We start from the raw sequence: 4,304 nt of genomic DNA on the forward strand, positions 1-4,304 counted from the left end.
GCCGAAGCGAGCGGCGAGGCCGTCAGCCGCGCCGTCGGCGCCATGCGCACGATCGCCGAGAAGATCTCGATCGTCCAGGAAATCGCCCGCCAGACCGACCTGCTCGCCCTCAATGCCGCGGTGGAAGCCGCCCGCGCCGGCGAACACGGCAAGGGCTTTGCCGTCGTCGCCTCGGAAGTGCGCAAGCTTGCCGAACGCAGCCAGGCGGCAGCCTCCGAAATCTCCGCCCTGTCGGGAACCACCGTCACGGTGGCCACCGAAGCCGGCGAAATGCTGAACCGCCTGGTGCCCGATATCCGCAAGACCGCCGAACTGGTCTCCGAAATCTCGGCTGCCTGCCGCGAGCAGGATATCGGCGCTTCGCAGATCAACGAGGCGATCCAGCAGCTCGACAAGGTGACCCAGCAGAATGCCGGTGCCTCGGAAGAAATGTCGGCGACATCTGAGGAACTGGCCGCGCAGGCCGAGGAACTGCAGACGTCGATCTCCTTCTTCAGGGTCGACCGGGCTGGCGATGCCCGCCGAAAGCCGGTGCGCCAACAAAGCAATCCGGCAGCTCATATGAAGCCCGCCCAGAAGCCTGGCAAATCCTCAGCATCAATGTCGGTTTCATCTCAGCAGGCGCGGGTCAAAGGCTTTGCGCTGGATATGGCAATGGGCGGCCCCGACGAGGAAGACAGCAATTTCCGCGAAAGCGCGTAAGGGCCGGAAGGTTTGAGAATTGGACCGGCATCGCCGCTGGTGCCGGTCCAAGATGGTGATCCGCCCCCAAGGTATTGGTACAGTGCTGTCGGTGTGCTTGGAGACTGCGTAGGATATACCCGCATTGCAGGAAAATAGTCTGCTTCGCACCGAAATAGAACCATCTGTTACTGAACTTGAACAACCAACATGAAAGATATCCTGCTATGTCGATCTATGTGCAAATGAAAAAGACGTCAAAAACGCGGTGGGCGCTCGCTGAAATACAAAGCCTGACGAAGTCCCTGTCGGATGGCGACATCTCCCGCCGCGCAAAAGAAGATACCGCCACCGGTGAGGCTCGTGAGTTGCTAGCAGCGGTGAATGCCTTGCTGGATGCTGCCACACAGCCCGTTGGCAATTTGCGTACAGCGGTGCAGCACATGGCATCCGAGCATGACAAGGGCGATATCGAAGTCATTGTGCCGGTTGACGCCTTCAAGGGCGACCTGGCGGCGATGGCGCAAGACATCAACGGGCTGGTTGGTAGCCACATCGCGGTCAAGAAGAAGGCGATGGCCTGTATCAAGGAGTTCGGTGAAGGCAATTTCGAAGCGCATTTGGATCCATTTCCGGGCAAGAAGGCCTTTATCAACGATACGATCGAAACCCTGAGAGGCAATCTGAAGGGATTGATTGCCGATATGAACAGAATGTCGATTGAGCACGACAAGGGTGACATTGACGTCTTCCTGCAGGCCGACAAGTTCAAGGGCGACTTCGCCACCATGGCGGCGGGAATCAACGACATGGTCAGCGGCCATATTGCGGTGAAGAAAAAGGCGATGGCCTGTATCAAGGAGTTCGGCGAAGGCAACTTCAATGCCACGCTGGAAAATTTCCCTGGCAAGAAGGCTTTCATCAACGACACGATCGAAGTCCTGCGCGGCAATCTCCGGGCCATCATCACTGAAATCCAGCGTCTTATCGTCGCCTCCACCGCCGGCAAGCTCAGCGAGCGGGGCGAAGCAGGGCGCTTTGTCGGCGACTTTGCCGCACTCGTATCCGGCATCAATGGCATGTTGGACGCTATCCTGCTGCCGATCGGTGAAGGAAACCGCGTCCTCAACCTGGTTTCCACTGGCGATCTGACCGAGCGTGTGGAAATCGCCTGCGAAGGCGACCACCAGAAAATGAAGGATGCGGTCAACGCACTGGTCGATAATCTGTCGCTGTTCGCTGTCAATATCAGCGGTGCCGCCGATCAGGTCACCAGTGGCAGCCAGGAACTGTCGTCGGGTTCCGAGCAGCTTTCACAAGGTGCGACCGAGCAGGCCGCTGCTGCCGAAGAGGCATCGGCCTCGATGGAAGAAATGGCCGCCAACATCAAACAAAACGCCGATAACGCTGCCCAGACCGAAAAGATTGCCCGTCAGTCTTCCAAGGATGCGGAAGCCTCGGGCGATGCGGTCAACCGTGCCGTTGGTGCCATGCGCACCATCGCCGCGAAGATTTCCATCGTGCAGGAAATCGCCCGCCAGACCGACCTGCTGGCACTGAACGCCGCAGTGGAAGCTGCTCGCGCTGGTGAACACGGCAAGGGCTTTGCCGTCGTAGCGTCGGAAGTCCGCAAGCTCGCGGAGCGCAGCCAGGCTGCTGCGGCTGAAATCAGCACGCTGTCGGGTGAGACTGTTGCCGTCGCCACCCAGGCCGGCGATATGCTGAACAAGCTGGTGCCGGATATCCGCAAGACCGCCGAACTGGTTGCCGAAATCTCCGCCGCATGCCGCGAGCAGGATATCGGCGCTTCGCAGATCAACGAGGCGATCCAGCAGCTCGACAAGGTGACCCAACTGAATGCCGGCGCCTCGGAAGAGATGTCGGCGACATCTGAGGAACTCGCCGCCCAGGCCGAGGAACTGCAAAGCTCGATGGCATTCTTCAAGGTGGATCTGCCCGAGAACAAGGGAAAAGCCAGGTCCGCAGCGACGCCGGCCAGGACGAACGTGCGCAAGGCCGCACAGGCCGGTGCGCAGCGCCCAGCCGCCTCGCAGAACGGCGTTGCCGCGCAGCAGGCGCGAGCCCGCGGGTTTGCGCTGGACATGAGCATGGGTGGGCCTGACCACGATGACATCAACTTCCGGGAAAGCTCGTAAGCGCAGCCGGCTCAGAAGATATACGTCGGCCATGTGCCGGCGTGCCGACCCGGATTATGAGCATTTCGGGCCATCGATTACCGGAGAGAAGCTGCAGGCGTGAATGGATCGCCCCCCTGCAAAGTTGCGCCCGGAGAGACGGAGCCTCGTCAAAAAACCGACGATGCTCCTAGGATATTCAGCAGCTACAGGGGACTGATATGCGATTTACGATCAAACTGAAACTGGCCTTGGCCTTCGGCCTTATCATCATTCTTCTGGGGGGAATCGCCGGATACGGCGTGCTCAGCCTCGGTTCGCTCAACGACACTGTGAATGACATGGTGAGCGGCCCAGCCAAGCGCCTGGAATATGCGCTTCAATCGAATATTGAGATGCTGACCGCTGTACGCGCGCAAAAGAACATGATCCTTGCGACCAGTGTGCAGCAAGTGAAGGACTTTTCTGCCGAGGGCGACGCCTCCATTAAACGGATGGAGGATTGGCTGGCAAAGGGTCTGGCAATCGCTTCCGAACAGGGAAGACCTTACTGGCAAAAGGCTCAAACCCTTGTTGTCGATTTCAATCGCCTTGACGATCAGGTTGGTGCGTTGAAAGAATCCGGCAATAGTGAAGCTGCGCAGGCGCTGTCCTCTGGCGAGGCACGCAAGGTCGTTTCCGATATAGGGGCCGCGATGAACGCGCTTCTAGAAATCCAGCAAAACGGCATGCGGACAGCGACAACGAATACAGCCGAGCAGTACCAAACCACGAGCTACATGTTGATCGCTGTGGCAATCGGTGCTCTTGTGGTTGCCATCGCATCGGCGCTCTGGATCGCTCTGGGAATTAGCAAAGGCCTGAGCATGATCCGCGCTGTCGTCTCTGCTGTCGCTATCGGTGACCTTGATCAGGATATCAAGATTCGGAGCAATGACGAGATCAAGGATCTGGTCGATACCGTTAATGTTATGACCGGCAACCTCCGCAATACCGCCAATATCGCCAATCAGATTTCCAACGGTGATCTGACTGTGTCGCCCAAGCCGCTGTCCGATAAGGATACTTTGGGCATCGCCTTGGAAAGCATGGTCGAACGCTTGCGCGGCGTGGTCGGCGATGCGCTGGCCGCTGCCGACAACGTGTCGTCGGGCAGCCAGGAACTGTCGGCAAGCTCCGAGCAGCTGTCGCAGGGCGCCACCGAACAGGCCTCCTCGGCCGAAGAAGCCTCTGCCTCAATGGAACAGATGGCCGCCAACATCAAGCAGAATGCCGACAACGCCGCCCAGACCGAGAAGATCGCCCGCCAGTCGTCGAAGGATGCCGAAGCCAGCGGCGACGCGGTTAGCCGCGCCGTGGTTGCCATGCGCACGATCGCCGAGAAGATCTCGATCGTCCAGGAAATCGCCCGCCAGACCGACCTGCTCGCCCTCAATGCCGCGGTGGAAGCCGCCCGCGCCGGCGAACACGGCAAGGGCTTTGCCGTCG

General features: G+C 59.4%; 2 protein-coding genes and 2 pseudogenes. All 4 read left to right on the top strand.

Features of this window, described 5'->3' with window-relative positions; translation table 11 throughout:
- A partial coding sequence (locus tag HGO38_RS30915; protein ID WP_250959621.1) for a methyl-accepting chemotaxis protein occupies positions 1–702 on the top strand: 702 nt, incomplete at its 5' end.
- 554 nt (positions 703–1,256) lie between these two features.
- Positions 1,257–1,310 (top strand): annotated as a pseudogene (locus HGO38_RS31305) (hypothetical protein); the annotation flags it as partial.
- A gap of 228 nt (positions 1,311–1,538) precedes the next feature.
- Positions 1,539–2,837, top strand: a pseudogene (locus HGO38_RS30920) (methyl-accepting chemotaxis protein); the annotation flags it as partial.
- A gap of 200 nt (positions 2,838–3,037) precedes the next feature.
- Positions 3,038–4,304: methyl-accepting chemotaxis protein (locus tag HGO38_RS30925; RefSeq protein WP_250959623.1), on the top strand; the 1,267-nt coding region annotated here is incomplete at its 3' end.

The sequence above is a fragment of the Rhizobium sp. CG5 genome (assembly GCF_023701945.1).
Classification (GTDB): Bacteria; Pseudomonadota; Alphaproteobacteria; order Rhizobiales; family Rhizobiaceae; genus Allorhizobium.